Origin of the sequence: Paenibacillus sp. FSL K6-0108 (assembly GCF_045040695.1) — a bacterium.
GTDB classification, from domain to species: Bacteria; Bacillota; Bacilli; order Paenibacillales; family Paenibacillaceae; genus Paenibacillus; species Paenibacillus pabuli_B.
On the sequence record NZ_CP150288.1, the window covers coordinates 6,965,996 to 6,988,676 of the forward strand.

Sequence of the window (22,681 nt, forward strand, 5' to 3'; positions counted from 1 at the left end):
CCATTACGGATTCATGTGCCCTTTATTTGTAGATACAGCCTTGTCGATAAACAACATTTCAATATTGGACTAGAGGAAGAATTCATTATAAATCATAATGATTATACCTGTAAACCATAGATTGAAACGTTTCGACATTTTCATTATAGTCGGAGTTGATAGCGATTTCAACCTCTTTATCCATTTTTCACAGAAATATGTGAACGGAATGATTTGGGTACCTGCATCATGCCTTTGTGGTATTATACTGCATATTAATCCAATCCCGTATAAGGAGTCCGTTATGTCATGAGCAATCTGGATACAACCTTTCATAAATCTGACCAACTCACACCTGGTCGTTTGCAGGAAACAATCACCTTCCCTCCGGCAATGTTCAGGCTATGCCATCTGGTTCGGCTCCATGATCAGGAATCTTACTCTCGTATAGATGATCTTTGGAGCAACAAGCATGTTCTCTATGTCATTACCTCTGGTCAGGCAAGATTGATTAGTACTCATGGACAGTTGATGGTTAATACCGGCTCTGCTGTTGTACGCGAAGCGGGGACCTTGCTGCAGCATGAGAGCAAACGCGGCTCACTATCTCCGGTCCAGGGCATTGCCATGGCCTTTGAATTTGTCGATAACGAACAGAGCATCTGGCCCTTCGGACCTCCTGCTGCCATTACAAACCGTGTCATTGGCGAACTGGTCTCCGACTTGATTCTGGTCTGTTCAAAAAGTAATGAATCCGGTCCATTCAAAGCTCATGCATTATTTTACCAGCTGTTGGATACGTTACGGGATCATGCTGTGCGTCTGGCTCATGATGATCATTCATGGCTGGATTTTGTTATTGCACACATACATGAGATGGTTGCCCATCCCCTTACCCGGGAGCAATTAGCGAGGGAGGTTAATGTGAGCCCAGAGCATTTTTCACGAGAATTCAAAAAGCACACCGGACTTACATTCGTCGAATATGTTACTAGGCTGCGAATCCGAATTGTCCAGGAACAGCTGCTTTTTGCTAATCCCATTCCCACATTGCAGGAGCTTGCGAAGTTAACGGGATACAGGGACACCTTTTATCTAAGTCGAAAATTCAAACAAACGGTAGGTTGTGCACCAACCCTCTATCGGAAAACGCCAAAAAAAATCGTAAGCCTTACATACAACTACACCGCTTCCTTACTCGCTCTGGGCCTTGTCCCGCATCTGGGTGCCGTTGCAGAATGGATGAGAAGTAGAATGATCAGAAATGGACAAGATCAATTTGATCAGTGTTTCGAGCATGATCTTATCAATCATCCGGAGTTAATCGCAGATTCTCATCCTGATGTCATCCTTGGTTACGCACCTCATTCGGGTAGGGATGACTTACGGCAGATTGCACCAACCATTTTGATGCCCTTTGAAGAACTGGACTGGCAGGAGCAATTCATTCATCTGGGACGTATCACAGGGCTGGAAGCCAAAGCTCGTGCATTATTAGATCGTTATGATACGCTTCAGCAAGAAGCCAATCGTACGCTGGATCAGATGATGGGCACACGTGGTTCAGCGGTATGTATATTCATGATTGGTGAGAGTGGAGCTTACATCTATGGTCAGGGGTGGGGCAGAGCGTCTCATATTTTATATCACTCACTGGGCTTCACCCCTCCTGCACGAATGGAGAAAGATGGTCAACTGCTCACAGGTTACATCCATGTTCCGCTCAATGAAATTCATTTGTATGCCGCAGATCATATTTTTATAGATTATGCCCGCGAATCGTCGGAGCAGCAGGCTGTGGACAAGCTGTTTGCTCAGGAGTCCTGGAATACCTTAAGTGCTGTCCGGGAAGGGCGATTGTACGAGATTGATTCGGATATGTTTTATGGATTCGACCCCATCTCAGTTATGGAGCAATTGCAGCACATCATGCACAAACTGACATCACAATTGTCCATGCATTAGTCATCATAGATGTCCATGTACAAATGTTACGTCATCCTCTATGTTAGTAATGAGAATAATAATCATTATTGATTATATACACAGGGGGAACAATTATATGTTTGCTACAAAAAAACGCTTTTCCGGCTTGCTGCTGATGCTCGCCATCATCATGATCCTGGCTGCCTGCAACAGTGGAACGGGTTCAGGCACAACGGAACCAACAGCGGCGGGTTCAGAATCGACAACAGATTCGACCGAAATAAATACCGACTCTTCCGGTTCTACGCGGATCTACAAGTCATTAAGTGGAGATGTGGAAATTCCGGCTGAACCGAAACGGATTGTTACGGATATGTACGTAAGTGATCTGCTCGCACTCGGTATAAAGCCCGTTGGATCTATTAAATATTATCTGGAAAATCCATTCTACGCCGATCAGGTGGAGGGCATAGAGAATATTGGCGACCGAGGTGCCGTATCCTTGGAGAAGGTCGTCGCGTTGGACCCGGATCTGATCATTACCTACTCTGATCAAGCTGAAGAAATTGAGAGTTATCAAAAAATCGCACCTACCGTGGTCATTCCCTACGGTACGTTTACCAATGTAGAGGATGAAATTCGAGGCTTCGGAGAACTCATGAACAAATCCGAAGAAGCTGAAGCCTGGCTAAAAACATACAACGAACGTATTGAAGCCGCTCGCGCCAAAGTAAAAGCAGTCATTAAGCCGGAGGAAACCTTCTCCATCCTCGAAGTATCCGACAAGAGCTATTATGGATATGGAGACAACTTTGGTCGCGGTGGACAAGCCGTTTATCGTGCTTTGGAACTTGCACCACTCGAGATTACGAAGAAGGAACTGATGGGCGACACCCAGTGGAAAGAGATTTCGCGTGAAGTCGTTGGTGATTATGCAGGAGACCATATCTTCCTGACGGTAGGGGAGAACAATAAAAATTACCAAGGTGACGCCATCTGGCAATCACTCCCGGCTGTGAAAAACAATCAAGTGTACGAATTGCTGGAGGACCGTTACTGGTACTTCGACCCGATTGCGATTCAGGGTCAGGCTGAAGAATTTGCCGATATGATCGTAGAACGTGCACAGCGAAATCGTAAATAAGAGGATGGAGTCAATAATCATTTCATAGATAGAAACGTAATGTCCGGACAGGCCGATGAGCCTGCCTGGGCTTTTGCGTTAGAGAGGAGTGGCTACATATGCTTCGCCGTTTCATGGCCTATTATCGTCCTTATCGGGGACTCTTTATATTGGACTTCTCCTGCGCCATTCTGGCTGCACTGCTGGAGCTTGCATTTCCGCTGGCTGTGAACAAGGTTGTCGATCAATTGCTTCCCGCAGGCAACTGGTCCATGATATTAGCAGCCTGTGCCGGACTGCTGGGCATCTATCTGCTCAGTTCCTTTTTCCATTATGCAGTTACCTACTGGGGACATAAGCTGGGTATTAACATCGAATCCGATATGCGGCGGGAACTGTTCCAGCGTGTGCAGAAGCAATCCTTCCGTTTTTTTGATAACAACAAGACGGGGCACCTCGTCTCTCGCATGACCAACGATCTGATGGATATTGGCGAGATTGCGCATCATGGACCCGAGGATCTGTTCATTGCCCTGATGACGTTAGCTGGTGCCTTCGGCATTATGCTGGGCATCAACTGGCAGCTGGCTGTAATGACTTTTATTATCGTGCCGCTGATGATCTTCCTGTCCCTCTATTTCAGCCGCAAAATGTCCAAAGCGTTCAAACGCATGTTTGCGGATATCGCAGATTATAATGCACGCGTAGAGAACAATGTGAGCGGAATTCGTGTCGTTCAGGCGTTTGCCAATGAAAAGCATGAAGTGAAACGTTTTGTCGAAAATAATGAACGCTTCCGTCTTACCAAACTGATCACCTATCGCATTATGGCGTGGAATTCCTCACTCAGCTTCATTCTCATGAAATTCGTCTCACTGTTTGTTCTGGTATGCGGTACATGGTTTGTCATTCAGGGCAGCATGACCTACGGAGAATTTATCGCCTTTGTCATGTTATCCAATGTGTTTCTTGGGCCAATTCAGCAGATTAATTCCGTCATCGAAACGTATCCTAAAGGCATTGCCGGATTCAAAAGATATCTGGAGCTGCTGGAAGCCGAGCCCGATGTGGATGATACACCACAAGCCAAACCCATCCCTTATGTGAAAGGTGACATCGCCTTCCATGACGTATCATTTGCTTATGGGGAACACAAACCAACCTTGGATCAGGTCAATCTGGAGATTCAGGCAGGGCAAACGGTTGCGCTGGTTGGACCTTCGGGTGCAGGAAAATCTACGCTGTGCAGCCTCATTCCACGCTTTTATGATGTGGATGCGGGGTACATCTCCATTGACGGGATTCCCGTAAAAGATATGACGCTGGAGTCACTGCGCTCTCATATCGGGATTGTGCAGCAGGATATTTTCCTGTTTGATGGGTCGATTCGTGAAAATATTGCCTACGGCAAACTGGATGCACCTGATGAAGAAATCTGGCAAGCCATCCGCAGGGCCCAACTGGAAGAGCTGATACAATCTCAACCGGAAGGACTCGATACCCTGATCGGTGAGCGAGGTGTCAAATTGTCTGGCGGGCAGAAGCAGCGTCTGTCCATTGCTCGCATGATTCTTAAAAATCCGCCGATCCTCATTCTGGATGAAGCGACCTCCGCACTGGACACCGAGACGGAAGTCGCCATTCAGTTGGCTTTATCCGAGCTGGCACAGGGGCGTACTACACTGATTATTGCCCATCGACTGGCCACGATCAGACACGCGGATCGCATTGTCGTTGTGGAGAATGGCGGCGTAGCCGAGCAAGGCAGCCATGATGAACTTCTGGCACGTCAGGGCTCGTATAGCCGATTGCATCAAGCCCAGTTTGGATAGGTTGCGGATATTGTGGATTATAAAGTTTAACGAATTGCAGTCATGTTATTCCCGCAAAATCAGCGGCAGGACCGCCTGAATGTGGAAATTGACGCCAATAACACACGCTCGGTTCGTTAAACAGTTCTAACGCTAAAAAGGGATGCCCTCGTCATGTTCATAACTGACGGGACATCCCCTTTCTTGTTCAAACCCTAGTCTATGATACTCACATTAGGATAAGGTTTTATTTTTTCACCGCATGGATAAAATGGTTCGTCTCGAAGGCAGATAACTCATCTGTGCGATTGCTGAAATATCGATCCTGTATGTCTTCTGGCGATAGATGCTCATATATAAGAAGTCCCACATCGGCCAATAGCCGCTCCATCTCCTCATAAGTGAAGCAGGATTGCATCGGTTCGCCTCCCATTGCAGCCATCTTAACCATATTATCAACACGGTTAAACTTTCCTTTTTCCTCAAAGAGATGTTCATCTGCATAATCCAGCACAATGGAGCTTCCCGTTGGAAGATCCGAAAATACATGTCGGAGCAAGTTAGATAGATTTTCTTTGGACAAATAATACGAAACACCTAATAGACTGACCATCGTCTTGTGCTTCCGCAAACCTGCATCAGTCAAACGTTCATACGAAGGCTCACGGGTAAAATCCATTGGCACAAAATGAAGATTGCCCGGAATAATCAGCTTGGCCCGATGCAGCCGCTCCCGCTTGAACTGTTGTGTAGCCGGATGATCCACTTCAAAGAGTTCCAGCGTGTCCTCCAATTCCGGATGCCTCAAACCAAACGTATCCATCCCGGCGCCAAGAATAACAACCTGCTTCATTCCCAACTCGACTTCATGCAGCAGTACATGCTCACAAAAGGCGGCTCGAGCCAGTGTGATTGGAGATAATTGTACCTGAGTAATCCATTTTAAAATCTTGTCCGGGTCGTCCTTGATCAGATGAGCCATGTCCGGATTAAAAAAATGGATGCCTTGAATCATATTCTCGCGGATATCCGAAAATTCTTGGGGAGAGATAAGCTCTTTGGCTATATAATCATCAAAAATAAGAGGTGTATCGTATTGGCAGTGGTAGGCTCGGCCAAAAGCCGAAATCAAGGATGTGATGCTGGACTCATTTTGCTTCATGTTTTACCCTCCCGTACACACAAAAATAAGGTTCCCCCTGGCCAGGAGAACCTTAGTATATACGGAATATAACTATATGTAAATTATAGCATAAAAAGATTTTTTTGTCAATAGAAGCTTACGGCGTGATCCGACAGGTTAAAGTAGCTTTCCTTTCTTTGCTCCTCCACTTCAACCTGTCTTCTCCCTTCCACTTACCACTCAGCCCCGAAAGGCTAAGCGTCCAATCCGTACTCCTTCACTTCGCGATTTCGGTTCAGCACCGCATGCAGTACAAAACCAAGCACCGCAATACCCGCCGTGCCGGTCGCCAGCCACGCTACAGGGATCAGTCCCTGTTTGTCATACATGACACCCATGGCATACGGCCCGATCACCCGGCCAACCGCACCGATCCCACCAGATATCCCGATATAGAAGGGTGCCGATCTCCCCGCATGCTCTGAGATGAATGCCGGCGTAGCAGGTGAGATCAGCATTTCCCCAAAGGTAGCCAGTACCATCGCAAGCACCATCCCCGGATAGCTATACATGGTGATCATGACGATGTAGGCCATGCCGTAGAACACCGCACTTGCCGTCATCTGAGCGGTCGATGTACGGGCCATCGTACGCTTGACCCAGCTGGTAAAGGGTTGTCCCACAAAGATCAGCACTCCATTTAAGGTCCAGAGCAAACCGTACATTCTTTTCTCCATACCCTCGGAAATAATATATGGAGACACACCCGTATTCCAGATGGAATTACCAAACAGCAGGAACAGCACACCCAGACTCATGAACAGATATAATCGGGTGTTGCCCAGCAGCGCCCAGACGCCCGGCCCACCTTGAACCGTTTTGCGTTTGGTCAGATGCACTTCGCCCTGATTCGGTTCTGCCCGCGACAGATAATACCAGAAGAAAATCGCAAATCCGGCGGAGGTCACCCCGTTCAGTACAAAACTGAGGTGATAGGAAAAGTCAGCCAGAAAACCACTGAGTGCTGTACCAATTGCCACACCGATATTGTTGGCGACATAGATTACATTGAACAGTTCCCCGCGTCGCTCCGCAAACCGGAAACCGATAAAGGCTTGAATCGCTGGTAACGACAATGAACTAAAAAGGCCAATCCAGCCCATGGCACATATAAATACAACCCAATACGCGCTAATCCACGGCAGAGCAAACAGCCCTAGAGCGTTCAACGCCAGTGATCCGACGATCAGCTTCTTGACCCCCACCCGGTGGTACAATGCACCGCCGAGCAATTGCCCGAAGATGCCGCCCAACGACTGGATCAGAATAACAAACCCCGCGTTCGCCATCGTGCGTCCAAGCTCGTCAAATACATACATCGTGGTCAGCGGCCACATCAAGGCACTGCCTGTCGCATTGACCAAACTTGCCAGCAAAAATATTTTCACTTCTTTTGGATACGTATCCAGCCATCTCATCATTGTATTTATTCTCCTTAGTAACTTCAAAAAGCATATTGCCATAAAAAATAGACCCTTGCCCTGACGGCATGATTAGCCAGAGCGAAGGCCATTTGAACTTAGAAATTTACAATGTTGTAATTTGAATTCCGAATCTTGCTCTTTATCATTCTGCTTTCAATCTATCCTTTGTCCATCTTACCTGAAAAGACCCGATCTGCAAGCACATTCATTGACGCTTCACTTCGACAGTGGCCGAGAAGAATGTTGCCCCGTTTCCCATGTCGGACAGACGATTGGACGTGAGCGAGTTCGCCCGCTGTTTTTTGCCATTGCCATCCCACCATAACCCTTGGCTGATCACCGTTCCTGGCAGCATCGATTCACTCACCTTGGCGGTCAGTTCGATCCGGCCGCGGTCGTTCCATACGACCACAGCATCGCCGTCTTCCACATGTCTGCGGGCGGCGTCCTCCGGGTGCATTTGCAATAATGGCATCTTCTCCAAACGTTGATGTTTGGCCGAATTGGCAAAGGTGGAATTCAGGAAATTATGGTTTGGCGGTGACAGAAACATCAGCGGATAAACATCCGCAGGTCCGGCCGGGTTTTCCCCGTCATACCCCTCGACGAGAACACTGTACGTAGGCAACGGCGGCAATCCCTTCTGTGCCATCGTTTCCGAATACAGCTCAATTTTCCCCGAAGGTGTAGGTAGCTGCTCCAAATAGGACTCATGTGCAGACATATCCAGCTTGACGAAATGATGCTGCTTCAGCCCTTCCAACGTCACTCCGTTCATGTAGGGATTGCCTGTACCCTGAAGTGCTTCCTCGATCATCTGTTCCGGTGTCTCACCGAAAATCTCCGGGTCATACCCCATTGCCTGTCCAAGCAAAGAGAACAATTCCACATTGCTCTTGCTCTCACCCAAAGGCGCAATGACCGGCTCTTGCAAATGAACATACTGATGCCAGTAGGACGTATACAGATCCGTCGTTTCAAATGAAGACGTCGCAGGCAGCACAATATCCGCGTATTTCGCCGTATCCGTCATGAACAGGTCATGGACAACCGTGAACAGATCCTCCCGTGCAAAACCTCGCTCCACCCGCTCGGTATCCGGTGCCACTACCAGTGGATTGCTGCAATAGACCATCAACGCCCGAATCGGCTGCTCGGCTTCCAGCAGCGCTTCGCCAATCCGGTTCATGTTCACCACGCGCGGCTCCGGATTCTGCCGCAGCTCCGGACGCTCCAGCGCATCGCTATTGGTGCTCGCGTAGCTGTTGGTACGAATGGCGCCACCGCCGCGCTTCAGCCACTGCCCTGTAATGGCAGGCAGACAGGCTACGCTGCGCACATTCATGCCACCGTTGTCGTGATGCTGGAGGCCATTGCCGATATGAATATGGGCTGCCTGTGCGTTGCCATACAGCTCAGCCAGCTTTATGATATCCGCTTCCGGTACGCCTGTAATACGTGCAACGCGCTCAGGGGTGTAGCTGCGGACATGATCACGCAGTGCCTCATGGCCAACGGTATACTTTTGCATAAAAGCCTCATCCGTCAGTCCCTGCTCAAACAATACATGCATTAATCCGAGTGCCAATGCACTGTCTGTACCCGGGTAAAGTGGAATGAACCAGTCTCCCCATTGGGCGGTCCGATTGCGATGGACGTCGATGACGACAATTTGGGCTCCTTTTTTGCGGGCTTTCTCGGCCAGAACAACCTGATGCATATTGGTGCTGACGATGTTGCCTCCCCACACCAGAATGACATCCGCATGCTCTGTATCCTCGGGCAAGGTCCCCCGGTTCGCACCCATCGTATATTTCCAGCCAGTATTTCCCGCTGCATTACAGATGGTCTGTTCGAGCTTGCTCGCACCTAGCGCGTTGAAAAATCGACGATCCATGCCGTCCACACCAAGAATGCCCATGTTTCCATAGAAGCTGTAGGGCAGGATGCTCTCCGGTCCGTAGGCATCTGCCAGCGAACTGAATTTTGCCGTAATCTCGCCGATGGCTTCGTCCCAACTGATCCGCTCAAACTTGCCTTCGCCCTTGGCCCCGATACGTCGCATCGGATATTGCAGCCGCTCGGGATGATACACCCGCTCCGTCATATTTCGAACCTTGTTACAGATGGCGCCTTTTGTAATTGGATGGTCCGGATTGCCCGCTACCTTCACAATTTTGCCGTTCTCCTTATGAAGCAGCAGGCCGCAAGTATCCGGACAATCGAGCGGGCAAACCGCCGGAAATATACCATTCTCCTGATCGATCATATACAAGTTCCTCCCCCTTCAAAGCTATCCTCATATCATATCTTCTTCATGGTAACCGCGTAAAGAGAACAGTCTTTTTTCATCGCCACAACCGCTCCAAATCTTTTTCAAAAAATCTTATTTCCCCTTGATTCAATCTCCAAATTCAGGGGTAAATTAACAACAAGGCATTAGGTTAGTGTTTCCCCACTTCCTCCTCATGCCATATCATGGACCACTCCCGAAATTCGCCATGAACAGGTTTCGTTCCCCCGAACCTTGTCATGGCGAATTTATTTTGCGTGAAAATGTGTTGATCAAAAAAAAGGCGATTTCATCTCTCGTCCGTCACAGCCAGCACAGGACAGCCGCCATGACTTGAACGAGATTAGAATCGCCAATTTCTGTTACTATTCTGTTTAACCTTTCGGTTTACCTTCGCGCTCGTCATTGCACTCGTATCACGGTTACTCGGAATATACCGCTACGCCTGCTTGCTCCACATCGTTCTGGCTTCCGTCTCCACGGGCTGGGCCGCAGCCATGACCACCTCAGGCTTCACTTCCGGCTCATGCTTGCGCAGGTACACCATCCAGTAGGCAGCCGCTACAAATAGTGCCCCTCCCGTCAGGTTCCCCAGCCATACCGGAATAAAATTCATAATATATTGCCCCCATGAATAATGCCCTTCGAAGATGGCCGCAGGAATCAGGAACATGTTGGCGACAACGTGCTGGAATCCAATAGCCACGAAGGCCATCGTTGGAAACCAAATGCCCAGTACTTTTCCGCTCATCGTATCCGATGCATAAGACAGCCAGACAGCAAGAGCTACCAGCCAGTTACACCCGATCCCGGATATAAAAGCCTGAAGGAAGCTGTCATCCAGTTTGTGTCCAGCCATATCCACCACTTTGGTCAAATAAGCCCCCTCTGCCGTCAGACCAAGCACATGCCCGAACGCATAGGCCACAAAGATCGCCCCAAGGAAATTACCGATCGTTACTAAGGTGAGATTCTTCAACATGCTTCCCGCAGACAGCTTGCGTGCAATCGTCGCGAGTGGAACGGCCATCATATTTCCTGTCAGCAGCTCCCCGCCGCCAATCAGCACCAAGATTAAACCTACCGGGAATACTGCCGCACCAATCAGATTAACCAAGCTGCCCCACTCGGCCGGAGCAGAGGCAATGACCCGAATATCCAGCAGAAATCCGAGCGCAATAAAAGCGCCTGCCAGAAAACTGAGTATCAATACGGAGGACACCGGATTTTGAGCTTTCTTCATCCCCGTATGCGCCGTATATTGTGCAACCTCAAGAGGTGTTTTTGCTGCCATAACGATCCTCTCCTTCATAGTTCATGGACATCATCAGCAACTTCTATTGTTGATATGTTCATTGTATCGCGAAGGTTTCGGGAGGTTTGTTACTTTTATCACAAAGTCTGAAAACTAACATTTTAATCCTTCTGTTTTCTTTTGCTTGATGTGCAGAAAAAACAAAAAAAGAACTACCGCAGAATGAATGCGGCAGTTCTTAGATATTTTGAATATACCATTGCTTGGTTATACCATCGCTGGTGTTTTTAATTCTACTGGAGGCAACGCCTGAAGACCAGCCGAGTTCAGGAAGTTCCAAGGTTTGTTGTAATGTGGCTGGAAGAAGAAGTCGATGAAGGCCAGCTCATCTACCGTCATGTTGTTCTGGATGCAGACAGAGATTGTATTGATCGATTGTGTCAGATCAGCTTGCGACATCACCTGTGCACCAACAATGCGCCGAGTAGCCTGTTCATAGATCACTTTCAGAAGCAGCTTCTCGGCCGTTGGCATGAACTCCGGACGGTATGCATCTTCAAGTGTTACCGCTTCAACGATCAGCCCCTCATCAGCTGCAGATGTTTCCGTCAGGCCAGTACCTGCAATATTTTGCTCATAAATTTTGATACCTGATGTTCCTTGTGTACCCATGTACGGTGTCGTAGGACGAACCAGGTTCCGCGCTACAAGTGTACCCATCCGCACTGCATTGGTTGCCAGTGGAATGTACGCTGCCTTGCCGGTTGGGTTGTAATGAATTGCACAGCTGTCTCCAGCAGCGAAGACGTCTTTTTGGCTGGTTTGCATATATTTATCTACGATGATTGCTCCGTTTGGCAGCATATCCACTTGCCCTTTGAGCAGTTCGGTATTTGGACGGAAACCAATGCACAGAATAACGAGATCCGTTTCGAATTCTCCTTTGGATGTAACGACCTTGTTCACTTTGCCATTCTCTCCGGTGAATTTCTGTACGGTTTGGCCCAGCGCCAGCTTGATGCCGTGTCCAGTCAACGTTTCTTCAATGGCATCCGTGAATTCGGGATCGAGATATTTGTTCAGAATCCGATCCACGCTGTCGATCAATGTAACTTCCTTGCCGTTCATTTGGAAAGCTTCCACAAGCTCGATGCCGATATAGCCTGCGCCAACCACGGTAATGCGTTTGGCATGTTTGGCTTTCTCAATGATGGTGTTGGAATGATTGTAGTTTTTACAAAGTAAAATGTTGTCCATCTCGATGCCTTCCAACTTCGGTACGACAGGCCAAGAACCTGTAGTTACGATCAGCTTATCGAAGGTATCTTCAAATTCTTCCCCGGTTTTCAGGTTTTTAGCCCGAAGTGTATGTCCCTCAGTATCCACGGCAGTCACTTCATGAAGCATTTTGGTAACAACTCCAAGGCCGGCCAGTTGATCTGGCGAAGAGTAGAACAATCCGTCAGGATCTTTCACCACACCACCCACATACAGCGCAATACCGCAAGATAAGAAGGAAATATTGTCATTGCGCTCATATACCGTGATGGTAGCATCCGGGTACAATTTGGCGGTGTTAACGATGGCTGCGGTTCCTGCGTGGGTACATCCGATAACTGCGATTTTCATAAAAAATTCCTCCTCGAAATATATAAATAAGAAATTGAATATAACGTCATTGATGTTGTGAAAAAATTCACTACTAAGTGAATAGTGGTATGTGATTTATTTCACTTTATACACTTATTATAATGTGATCTTTTTCACATTACAAGGGGTTGCTCAAAATAAATTTGTCGAATGTGTTTTTCTTCCGAAATCGACTCATTTTTATAAACTTCAGTTTTCCCTGCTTGTAGCTGGTTTATGCTCAAAAAAAAGGGGCTGTCTCAAAAGGAATTCCGCCTCGCTCCAAGCGCTAACGAACCTACCGCACCTTAAAAGGCAGATCATCAACGGTTGCAAGATTTAACGAACCTCAGTAACGCTTTTTCGTCATAAAAGGGCTTAAAAACCTAAAAAATCAAGTGAATCGACGAAATAACGTCTCTGTAATTCGTTAGATCTCAGATCTGGGCAAATGGGAGCGAATAGCGTGTGTCAGGTTCATTAAAACAAAATGACACTAAAAGAGGATGCCCCCGTCATATTCATGACTTATGGGACATCCTCTTCTTCATTCATTTTTTATACACCAAGCAGCTTTTCAATCTCTGCGGTCATGTCCTCTGGGGATTCTTTGGGTTCAACACGTCCTACAACTTCACCTTCACGATTCACGAGGAACTTGGTGAAATTCCATTGGATGCTGTTGTCTTCACCAACACCAGGTTGCTGCTCACGCAGATACTTGAACAATGGATGTGCATCTTCACCATTTACGTCGACCTTGGCAAACACCGGGAAATTAACGCCATAGTTGATTTGGCAGAAGGATTCTGCTTCCTCACTTGTACCCGGCTCCTGGCCGCCAAACTGGTTACAAGGGAAACCCAGTACAACCAAGCCTTGATCACGATAGCGATCATATAACTTCTGCAATTCACCGTATTGTGGAGTCAGTCCACACTTGCTGGCTGTATTGGCGATGACCAACACTTTGCCTTGATACAGATCGAGTGGAACTTCCTGATTTGCGGTCGTTACCGCCTGATACGAATATACGGACATGACTGATTCCTCCCATGAGTATGATGTAGGTGGGCTGCTGTATGTACTGTACCATATGACCATGCGGCACACAGCCTGTCTCCATATTATAAACCTGAGGCGATCAATTACCAAATCTGTGATTAAACCGTGCTCAAGTTCATATCGTAAAAACCTTCGTCCATCGACATGGACATATTTTCTTTTAACCTGACTTCGCCGCCATAATAGCATCATACCGCTCTTGCCGCTCTGCCTTGGTCAGTTTGGGACAACTGTAGCAATAGTTCTGACCGCCATACACCTGATGGTGCAAACAGCAGACTGGCTTCATTAGCATGGTTTCTCCAGGTTGATGCGGATTATCAATCTCCACCGGTTTGAAGGTAAGCAGGTTCTTTTTCAACCCGAGAATCTCTGGCGGCATAGCAATCACATGCTCATACCCTTGTATAACCGCTTCACGTTCCGTCTCCGTGATATTCATCTTTAACGCTGTCGTTTTGAACCATCTAAGCATGGATGCGAGCTGGGCCCACATCTGACCCGGATTTGCTCCTCCAGCAACAGCCACCCCTTCAATCATCGGACGCAGCTGTTCACTGTAATAAGACGTCAACACCTCATTACGCCAGAAAGATGAAAGAGTATCAGGACCGTTCACCCCAATCGGATGCGAGTGCTCGGTTGCATCATTCAGTTGAAAACCAATCGCCGGGCGGCCATCCTTGACCTCCAACTTCATATGTATATTCTCCAGGGATAGATCCAGATAGGTGTCACATAACGCTGTCATGTAGTGGACCCCCATCATTAGTCCGCGAACCGAATGCATGAAATAAACAGCTGCTGAGCGAAGAGAATCGGCCCGAAGATGCTCGTTATACGCTTCCAGCATAAGTTTGGCCTTCTCTGGATGTTTTAATGCCGTCAAAGGCATCTCAAAGACCGGTTCGTCGATCGTTCTGGTTGTGATTCGTCCATATTGCTGTAACCAGGTGTAATTGATTTCTCCCATTCCTGTGACCTCCCTGAATGCGAATGAGCCGCGTGCATCATGCACAGCGGCTTCATTCTATAGTTTAGGACCACATATGGCCCGTTACATTAACTTCCTGTCGCGTGACGAACGCGTTGCTCTGTCCGTCCAGCAGCATGAACCATTGCACTGTTCATGACCATTTGTTCTGGAGGTGCTGATTGTTGGCGTTCACCCGCAAGGGCATAAGGCAAGCAGAGTGGTACACCGGAACGTGGATCAATCACGATATCCGCTTCAATGTTAAATACTTCACGGAGCACATCACAGTTCATAACTTCTACAGGGGAGCCTGTAGCGATTGCTTTACCTTTTTTAATCCCAATCATGTGATGCGCATAACGGGAAGCATGGTTCAGGTCATGCACAACCATAACGATCGTACGGTTCGCTGTGGCATTCAACTGCTCCAGCAATTGCAGTACTTCAAGCTGGTGAGCCATATCCAGGAACGTCGTCGGCTCGTCCAGGAACAGAATATCTGTTTCCTGTGCAAGAGCCATGGCAATCCAGGCACGTTGACGCTGTCCACCGGACAGTTGATCAATCGGACGATCATGGAACTCTGTCATGCCTGTCACTTCAATAGCCCATTCAATCATGCGTTTGTCTTCAGCACGCATCGATCCAAAACCTTTTTGATAAGGGAAGCGTCCGTAGGATACCAGTTCGGTTACGGTAAGTCCTTCAGGCGCTGTGGGATTTTGAGGCAATATCGCAAGCTGCTTGGCTACTTCACGTGTGGACTGCTTATGGATGGACTTCCCGTCGAGCAATACACTACCTGCTTTTGGATTCATGATCCGTGCCATCGTTTTTAGGATAGTTGACTTCCCTGAACCATTGGCTCCAACAAGTGCTGTAATTTTTCCTTGGGGAATTTGAATATTCAGATTATCAACAATCAGTCTTTCCTCATAAGCGATATCCAGCTTGGACGTCTCCAGACGAAACATGCGATCATCCCTCTCTCATTTATCCCGGTTATGTATTCCGGCTATGACAACGAAAACGAAATTGTAGTTCAGCGTATTTCCGGCGCAACAAGATCTTATATACTAAAGATACTGATAATCATTATCATTTGTCAACACCAAATACCAAATTCCTTGATGGTTGAGAGCTATTTTTGATGTATTTTACAAGAAATCGGTCAAACTGCCCGCGCTTTATGTGAGAGCTTTTCTCATCGTGTATATGCATTTTAACGCTTTTGCACATGGCCGAATTGCCCAACATCTTAATAATGTGTCCGATTTGTGAAAATTAGACCTTTAATGATTCATTTTATATATATCAATCTCCGTCGTTCGAACAACAACAAAAATACAGCCCCTGCGAAGTTTCTTCGAGGTGGCTGTATTCTGTAAATAACCTATTCAAGTCATATGAATCAGATCATATGAATCAGAGCTTCGGTTCCGGGACCAGGTTGATTACGGTCTCTCCACTCTGAACACTGACGATGTTCTCCAGATCGATATCAGCCGGAAGATCCACTTCATGCCCATATGGATATAACCGATCTGCTTCGGCAGTAGTCAGATTATCCACTGAAGGTGAACCTGAGCCAGCAGACTCAGGCGAATCTGAAGACGTGCCGTCTGCACCTCCCTGTGGTGTGTCTCCATCCGTAGTATCAGAGGCTGTGCCAGTACCTGCATCCGTCAATGTGCTCCCTGCTGCTGGATCTGAAGTGTTGCCATCCGTTGAGGCTGAATCTGCCTCTTGCGCCTCTTGCTTGGCTTCTCCGCTCTGCTGAGTATCGTCCGCAGTATCAGTAGAAGAACCTGCAGAGCTTCCTTCTGGCGTGCCCTCTGAGCTGTTTCCGGCTGCTCCTTCCCCATCCGGATCCTCATTTCGGTTGAAACTCTCCCATTCACCCCCGGCTTGGAGCTCTTGTGTAGTACCATCTTTCAAGTTCCATTGGAGCGTGTCCGTTTGCAAAGCGTTGCTGTCCGTTTCGTTTCTGTAACGGATCACCAACCGGGCAGGCGTATGTGTACCGTCTTCCGCTTCGGATGGCGGAACGAGGTAAGCAATCTGCTCAGCGAGCTGTACCTCAGGTTCAGCGGGAACAACGGGCTCCTGTGTCGGTGGAGGTGATGCTGCTGGCGTCTCCGCCTTGTCCCCTATCAAAGCATACGTGCCTCCAGCAATACCCAGAATCAGGATGGCAATGACCAATCCTAAAAAAAGGTTTTTCCTTTTACCTGTCAGCATACGTACCAGTGGGGAAGACAGCTCTGTTTTGGCGCGGTCGTAGGCCGGCTTCATCGTCTTGCTTGCTCTGGCATAATAGGGTTTAAACGCTGACTTTGACTTAAAAGCTTCCCGATCATGGGCCTTGAAGTAGGCCACGATGGCATCCGAGTATCCCTTATGTGCGTTGGAGCCGCGAATAAACAATCGTTGATTTCCCGACCATTCCATAAATTGATACAACACTTCTGTACGTCCTGAGCTACTGTAGATAAATTCAATAAGACCTGGATAATCGAGCCTGCTGCTGCCACCGCGATAGAAAGCCAGCGGCAGTGCTTCAAACGCAGCCGTATCCGGGCGATCGCGAAGCTCTAAGGCAAGCCAGCGACGCGTCCAGCGCTGGAGCTCGTTACGCTCGGCCAAGGAGAGTGCTTCCAGTTCCTCTTCGTCACGCCCCTCACCGCTAAGCCATGCTCGCGCTGCCAACATCATGTTCGTACGTGCGGATACATCCGCTCCCTGGCGTGCAGCCCAGTCCCTAACTTCGTTGCCATGCAGCAAAATATCAATGCTTAGCAGCTGTTCACGGTTAACCCGCTCCAGATCGAGATCCTGGATCATAAACAAGTTAATAACATAAGCCAGCTTGTCTGCGAGCCGGGTTAAATCCTCCTGGTAAGCAGGTGGTTGAACAGCGGAATCAGTTCCACCTTTCCGGTTAGCGCGGACTGAAGCTCCAGACTGCCCAATTCGGGCGGTAATCCCCGTGTCTGCGGAGCCTGCAACTGGACGATCCAATACACTAACCCGTTTCAGAGCTTCATTGGCAGACTGAACTGGGTTAGGCGCAGAACACAGACGTTCACGCAGCTCGGTTGCTGTCCGTTCCAGTAAGAAGCTATTGTGAATGGCAAATGGGTGAGATGTAATCCATCTCTGGATCACTTCCACCACATCGGCAGCTGATTCCGTACGTTTCAGCTGATTATCCAGATAGGGCTCGAACAACAGCTTGGTCAATGATTCGTTCGCCAACACTTTATCGAAGAAAGCACGGCTTAACAGGCTGTCCCGATCCAGCAAACCATAAAGTTCCTGCACAGCACGCATACGTTTCTGTGAGCGGGCGTTATTAACGCCGTAGATGAAATAATCCACGATCCGGGACTTTACGACGGGCGCAGCGACCCGGAAATACTCCCCGATGCGTGCAGCAACCGATTCTTCAGGTACATTCTCCCTTTTGACGCTGTCCAGCTCACGACTGAGCAATGTAAGAAACAGTTCATTCAAACGTGAACGTTGCTGTGCCCCGCCTTCCGGTTTCAAGTAGGTGAGCAAGCCGCTCAGGACATCGTTTTTGTTATCCACATACAGATCTTCCCTGCCCTGCTCCAGACGATAGAACATGGAGAGTTCTCCGTATGCTTCAATGGAGAGCTCCCGTCCAGGTTCCATGCCAGACAGCATCTCATCAGCAAAATCATAAAATGGACCAGCAGCCGCTGGCTCATGAAGCAGAGACCAGGCAAATTCCGCGTAAGGAAGATTGGCCACAGATGCATCTGCATGGGTAACCCTGCCCGATACCAGATCAAAGGTGAAATCCTTCTCGGTATTCCGGTCTTTTGGACGAAGCGTGCCTCGCTCCACAAACTGGAGGTGGATGCCTTTCTTCGCCTGCGGCTCCTTCGCAAACGTCATAAAGCCGAGCTGCCGCCGGAACGCGTAAGGCAGCGCCGTAAATAACAAACGCAGCAATCCCTTTGCTCTGGCTGTTACTTCTTCAGCTGGCACATCCAGCGCAATATATACTTTTCGGCGTGTCGCCACGGCCTGCATAACGGCATAGAGCAGTCGTTTGAATACTACCTCGTCCATTTTCAGAGCGCCAAGGATCTGGCTTGGAGAGCCTTGTCCAACACCAGCCGCAAGTGGCAATTCCGTAAGCGCAGGCAGCACTGTGCCTTGTTCGATGTCATAGGACGTGGCGAACACAGCATCCAGCCAGCCGCCTTGCTTCATCTGCTCTTCCGAGCGTTCGGGAGACAAGACATAGTTATGGGCAAAAAAGGCGCTGCGCAGCCCGGTGAAATCAGCGGACTGATACACATTTTGCCCAAGGATCGTCTCTCCGCTCTCCAGATGCAGCAGGTGAATGGAAGGCGGGAATTTCGACTCGTCCTTCTCACTCCGACCTGTCAGCTCCGCTGGAGCGTCGTAGACGCAGTAGGGATGAAGCACTTTTTTGATAAAAGAAGGGTCCAGTCCCGGCGATGCGGCAACCGTATCGAACCCCTCCGTTGTACGAAACACCCCGCGCCGCTCTCTGGTGTACATCTGTTGTTCAATTGGCGGGGTTATGGAAGAACGCATCATCCCACTCTCCCCTCAATGTACTTCAGCTTGTACAGCAGCCAGAGGAATGGCTCATCGACACGAATTGGACTGACAACACCTTGCAGTTTCATATCCACCGGATTGCTGCCCAGCGCTGACACCGCAAAATAAGCCGTATCCTTAAAATACACATCCATCGTGCCTTTGAACGGACGGTCCACCTTCTCGATAAAACGCCGGATCTCCCCGTCGATATTCTCGAATTCGGTCAGGTCGAACCAGTCGCGGTGTACCATGTTGCGGAATACATTGCTGTTGGATTTGATATAATCGCCCTCTTCATCCTTGAGGGAATGCAGCATGTCACTTTTGGTGAGTACAATGGCTGTCGGAATATTCGTTTTGGCTTTGTCCTGGTACGCAATAAAGTCACCGAACATCGTCAGAACCACATCACGCGGCTCATCGTATCTTGGCGTCCACTCGCCTGGCTCATTGCCGAGGTTGATGCGGATTTTGTCCCGGATGGAACGAATCTGGAGCGGGTCCACCATGAACAGAATGCCTGCCGAGTTCTTGATATGCTGCCCGTGAAGTCCCAGATAGTCCTGCTCCACCATACCTTCACCAGCGACGTCAAAAAACACCAGGGTCAGCGGAGCTTTATCTTCATCCTTGAATACAAACTGAAAAATAAAAGGCTCCTGCAGCTTCTCTTTCTGCGTTGAATCCAACAGATCGCCCCGCTCGAATAATGGTTCTTCATAATCGGCACGGAACCGACGGCTAATCTCCGCATTCAGCGGCATGCAGGCCGCATCAAAATGATCGGCAGTGTAATGCTGCAATGTATGAATCAATGAAGTCATGTAGACGGATTTACCCACCTGTGATGCGCCTATAATGGAAATGATATTGCTTGGTGCTTTGCCTGCCGTGACCGGCAGCTCGTTGTGGCACTGTGGACACAGCCGACGCCGCGTAACGACACCGTAACGGTCGTTCAGGCCCATTACAATGTTATCCGAATAGATGCGATGTTCCTCCGGTACATCATGCGGAGCCAGCACGGCCTCCATATCAAACACCGTATCCAGTCCAAACCGTTCGCGATATCGATTGAGCTTCGCATCTTCCCCAAGTGCGTAGTCCTCATCGTCGTCGCGATGATGCGCAGCCCGGAACACAACCTCCTCCGGTGAAAACTTGCTGAAGCAATACGGACATACAATATCGTAAAACAGCGGACGTTCCTCCGGCTGCTGTCTCTTCAAAAACCGACTAAAAAAGCTCATAGCCACTCCCCTCCCCTGATCCGTTAGACAAAGTTGATTTACACTTGCACTACGTTGACAGAGTTTCTGTGTAAAAACTCGCCTAACTATCTAGTCTGATATAAGCCTATAGGCGGCTCCGTATTTTGGTCCGTCCGTGAAGAACAGCCTCACGTAATCGTCCTTGGCTACTTCGACGGGCGGCATCTCATTTCTCCCTGGAGCAAAGTCACTCACAAAAGGATACACCGTGCCGTCTTCCTTATTTAAAGGAACCCCGCCTTGTTTGCGCACATAACAGAGCGCTTCCTTCGGAACAGGTGCTTCGGCTGTAACGGTCATCAGTACACTTTTTCGTTTCTGGAAAAAACCGCTCTTGTACCGGATCGAAAAGCGAATATCCGCCTTGCCTGCACTGGCAACTACCGTGTTGTCTCCATCACGCTGACGCACCAGAACTGGCCCGTCCTCCTCCATCTGACATACATATACCGTGTACCGGATGGCACCAAAACCTGTGATTCGATCCATATATCCATTGCTTGCTTTATATTCTTCTCTCGTGTATAACTTCAGCTTACCCTGTGCAGCCTGTTCCCCGGTACGATCATCACCCATCATATCGAGCTCCAGCCGTTCAACATATACAGCTTCCACACTCTCTGGCCAGAGCCAGCGAAGTGTACACTGGTTCTCGTCCACTGCAAGTGTCAGTCTGCGAATCAGGGGCGCTGAAGGGTCTGCATCCGTAAAACGCATCTATCGCCTACCTCCAGACGTCAAAATCCTTTGCTGCGCGAATCTCTTGCCCGCTGACCGAATCCTTCTACCGAATTGGTCCCTCCACCAGCATCGCGGCGCCCACGCGTCTTCCGCGGTGTATTCTCCTTGATCGGAATGATCCAGGTGAACAGGGTTAACACACCAGACAAGATGAGCATCGCTCCGAATCTTACAAATGCATCACCAACCGTTGATCCGTCCAGACCCCATTCGAGCAGGAGTCCTGCCAATAGACCGGACACGGCACCGCCTATACCGAAGCTGAGTGCAAGATGACGGTTATCGAATACAAGTCCGAGCGACACGCCCAGTGCGACACCCATCAACAGTATGGCGGCCACTCGGAAAATAGCCAGATACGTACTGTGCTCCATCATGCCTGTACGTTCAGTCACCAGCGTTCGTTCGTCTATCGTATCGTAAATTTGCTGGAATGCCAGATTAAGACCCCCGGAATCCGGTACATCATAATACATACCGCCTGTCTGCTGAGCGATATGACGCAGCAAGTCGGTTCCAGAAGGGTCCACCAGACTCAGACCCACCGTATTGACAGCAATCTGTTCATTTGCATACTCTGACAAAATGCCCGAGGTGTCTACATCACTGAATCCATCGGATAGCAAGATTGCCACCGTACCGCGTTTCGGGTCCTGTTTGCCTTTAACTTGCTCCATCGCTTCGCGCAGCACTGCATCAAAATTGGTGCCACCCGACGTCGTTACGATGCCGTCAATCTTGCTGTATACCTCATTTTTGGCCGCTTCGCTGTCCAACGGGGTGAACGGCTGCAGCAGCTGCGGTTGATCATCAAAGGTAATTACCGCGACCTGTTTGTCGCTTTCCATTTGGCTAATCAGCGTTTTGGCCGCTTCAAAGCGACCGTTATCCGGGTCCGTTTCGGTCATGCTGCCCGAATTATCGATCATCAGTATAATATCTTTGACTTGCTTCGCACCGCCTGGATTAATCTGATACAACAATTGCAAACCAAGTCCGACGACAAAAAGCAGTGCTAGTGTCCCCGGAACAAGCAGCTTCCAGGATAGTCCGAGATATCGCAGCTTCCAGGAAGCCCCGTTCAGCCTGGGCGAGATCATCTCTGCGATGATACAGAATAAACCCACACTGAGCGCCAGTACCCCAAAGTATAGACCCATCAGCAATAGACGAGGCATTTCTCCAAGCCACTGACGAAGCATAATTTCTCCAGCCGCAAAGCCCACAGCTCCGCCAATCAGGCTGAACAGGACCAGGAGAAGATTGATTTTTCGCTGCATGTTTGCATGCATCCTTTCCAAACCAGCCGATGAACGGCTGAATTAATACAAGATGGGTTGATGAAAAATGAAGGCTTCATGTATCGGACGAAAAACAGCCTGATTGGGATCCTTACA

General features: G+C 48.8%; 15 protein-coding genes. 3 read left to right on the forward strand and 12 right to left on the reverse strand.

Features of this window, described 5'->3' with window-relative positions; genetic code table 11:
* The first annotated feature begins 288 nt into the window (after positions 1-288).
* The 3 genes from MHB49_RS31660 (at position 289) to MHB49_RS31670 (ending at position 4,860) form a co-directional block, all read left to right on the forward strand.
* Entirely contained in the window at positions 289-1,944 is a 1,656-nt protein-coding gene (locus tag MHB49_RS31660) for an ABC transporter substrate-binding protein (protein ID WP_405154225.1), read from the forward strand.
* A gap of 97 nt (positions 1,945-2,041) precedes the next feature.
* On the forward strand, positions 2,042-3,049 hold the full coding sequence (locus MHB49_RS31665) for an ABC transporter substrate-binding protein (RefSeq protein ID WP_405154226.1): 1,008 nt from the start codon (positions 2,042-2,044) through the stop codon (positions 3,047-3,049).
* Positions 3,050-3,147: 98 nt separating this feature from the next.
* Positions 3,148-4,860, forward strand: coding sequence for an ABC transporter ATP-binding protein (locus tag MHB49_RS31670; protein WP_405154227.1), 1,713 nt, complete (start codon positions 3,148-3,150; stop codon positions 4,858-4,860).
* Positions 4,861-5,086: 226 nt separating this feature from the next.
* On the opposite strand, the gene MHB49_RS31675 is transcribed toward MHB49_RS31670, so the two are convergent.
* The 12 genes from MHB49_RS31675 to MHB49_RS31730 all read right to left on the reverse strand — a co-directional run bounded on the left by MHB49_RS31675 (position 5,087) and on the right by MHB49_RS31730 (position 22,564).
* The gene (locus MHB49_RS31675) at positions 5,087-6,001 is read right to left on the reverse strand and encodes a class I SAM-dependent methyltransferase (RefSeq protein WP_405154228.1); all 915 of its coding nucleotides are present in this window, start codon (positions 5,999-6,001) and stop codon (positions 5,087-5,089) included.
* Positions 6,002-6,216: 215 nt separating this feature from the next.
* Positions 6,217-7,440, reverse strand: a complete 1,224-nt coding sequence (locus MHB49_RS31680; protein ID WP_405157283.1) for an MFS transporter — start codon at positions 7,438-7,440, stop codon at positions 6,217-6,219.
* A gap of 211 nt (positions 7,441-7,651) precedes the next feature.
* Positions 7,652-9,715 carry a molybdopterin-dependent oxidoreductase gene (locus MHB49_RS31685; RefSeq protein WP_405154229.1) on the reverse strand — a complete coding sequence of 688 codons (2,064 nt, stop codon included), beginning with the start codon at positions 9,713-9,715 and terminating at the stop codon, positions 7,652-7,654.
* Positions 9,716-10,178: 463 nt separating this feature from the next.
* Positions 10,179-11,033 carry a formate/nitrite transporter family protein gene (locus MHB49_RS31690; RefSeq protein WP_405154230.1) on the reverse strand — a complete coding sequence of 285 codons (855 nt, stop codon included), beginning with the start codon at positions 11,031-11,033 and terminating at the stop codon, positions 10,179-10,181.
* A 228-nt stretch (positions 11,034-11,261) separates the two neighbouring features.
* Positions 11,262-12,623, reverse strand: coding sequence for an FAD-dependent oxidoreductase (locus MHB49_RS31695; RefSeq protein WP_405154231.1), 1,362 nt, complete (start codon positions 12,621-12,623; stop codon positions 11,262-11,264).
* A 558-nt stretch (positions 12,624-13,181) separates the two neighbouring features.
* Entirely contained in the window at positions 13,182-13,664 is a 483-nt protein-coding gene (locus MHB49_RS31700) for a glutathione peroxidase (protein WP_405154232.1), read from the reverse strand.
* Positions 13,665-13,848: 184 nt separating this feature from the next.
* The gene (locus MHB49_RS31705; protein WP_405154233.1) at positions 13,849-14,661 is read right to left on the reverse strand and encodes a ferric iron reductase; all 813 of its coding nucleotides are present in this window, start codon (positions 14,659-14,661) and stop codon (positions 13,849-13,851) included.
* 89 nt (positions 14,662-14,750) lie between these two features.
* Positions 14,751-15,638 (reverse strand): ABC transporter ATP-binding protein, encoded by an 888-nt coding sequence (locus MHB49_RS31710; RefSeq protein WP_405154234.1) that lies wholly within the window; start codon positions 15,636-15,638, stop codon positions 14,751-14,753.
* Positions 15,639-16,089: 451 nt separating this feature from the next.
* A complete protein-coding gene (locus MHB49_RS31715) occupies positions 16,090-19,266 on the reverse strand; it encodes a hypothetical protein (protein WP_405154235.1) in 3,177 nt (1,058 codons plus the stop codon).
* On the reverse strand, positions 19,263-20,522 hold the full coding sequence (locus tag MHB49_RS31720) for a TRAFAC clade GTPase domain-containing protein (RefSeq protein ID WP_247899693.1): 1,260 nt from the start codon (positions 20,520-20,522) through the stop codon (positions 19,263-19,265). Before MHB49_RS31720 ends, MHB49_RS31715 begins: the two co-directional genes overlap by 4 nt.
* 90 nt (positions 20,523-20,612) lie before the next feature.
* Positions 20,613-21,260, reverse strand: a complete 648-nt coding sequence (locus tag MHB49_RS31725; RefSeq protein WP_247899694.1) for a beta-mannanase — start codon at positions 21,258-21,260, stop codon at positions 20,613-20,615.
* Between the two features lie 20 nt (positions 21,261-21,280).
* Positions 21,281-22,564: a vWA domain-containing protein gene (locus tag MHB49_RS31730; RefSeq protein ID WP_405154236.1), complete on the reverse strand. Its 1,284-nt coding sequence runs from the start codon at positions 22,562-22,564 to the stop codon at positions 21,281-21,283.
* Positions 22,565-22,681 lie beyond the last annotated feature (117 nt).